The sequence below is a fragment of the Streptomyces sp. rh34 genome, assembly GCF_002551245.1.
Taxonomy (GTDB): domain Bacteria; phylum Actinomycetota; class Actinomycetes; order Streptomycetales; family Streptomycetaceae; genus Streptomyces.
In genome coordinates, this window is sequence record NZ_NTGZ01000627.1 from 1 (window position 1) to 342 (window position 342).

1 pseudogene is annotated in these 342 nt (G+C 76.6%); it reads left to right on the forward strand.

Annotation, left to right across the window (positions count from 1 at the left end):
* Positions 1–22 precede the first annotated feature (22 nt).
* Positions 23–342 (forward strand): annotated as a pseudogene (locus CR470_RS38545) (acyl-CoA dehydrogenase family protein); the annotation flags it as partial.

Genomic DNA, 342 nt, shown 5'->3' on the forward strand with positions numbered 1-342 from the left:
TCAGAGATGTGTATAAGAGACAGGTCCCGGGGTGCGTGAGGCGGCGCGGGCGGCGGGCGACCTGGCGGCGTTCGCCACGGCGGCCCTGGCGCTGGGCTGTGGGGAGGAGCTGCTGCGGGCGACCGTGGCGTACGTGAAGCAGCGCACCCAGTTCGGGGTGCCCGTCGGGTCCTTCCAGGCGGTCAAGCACCGCCTCGCGGACACCCTGCTCGGCCTGGAGTTCGCGCGCCCACTGCTGTACGGGGCGGCGGTGGAGCTGGCCGAGGGTTCGGCCGGGGCGGGGGCGGCGGTCGCGGCGGCGAAGGCGGCGGCGGGCGAGGCGGGGTACGCGGCGGCCCGCAC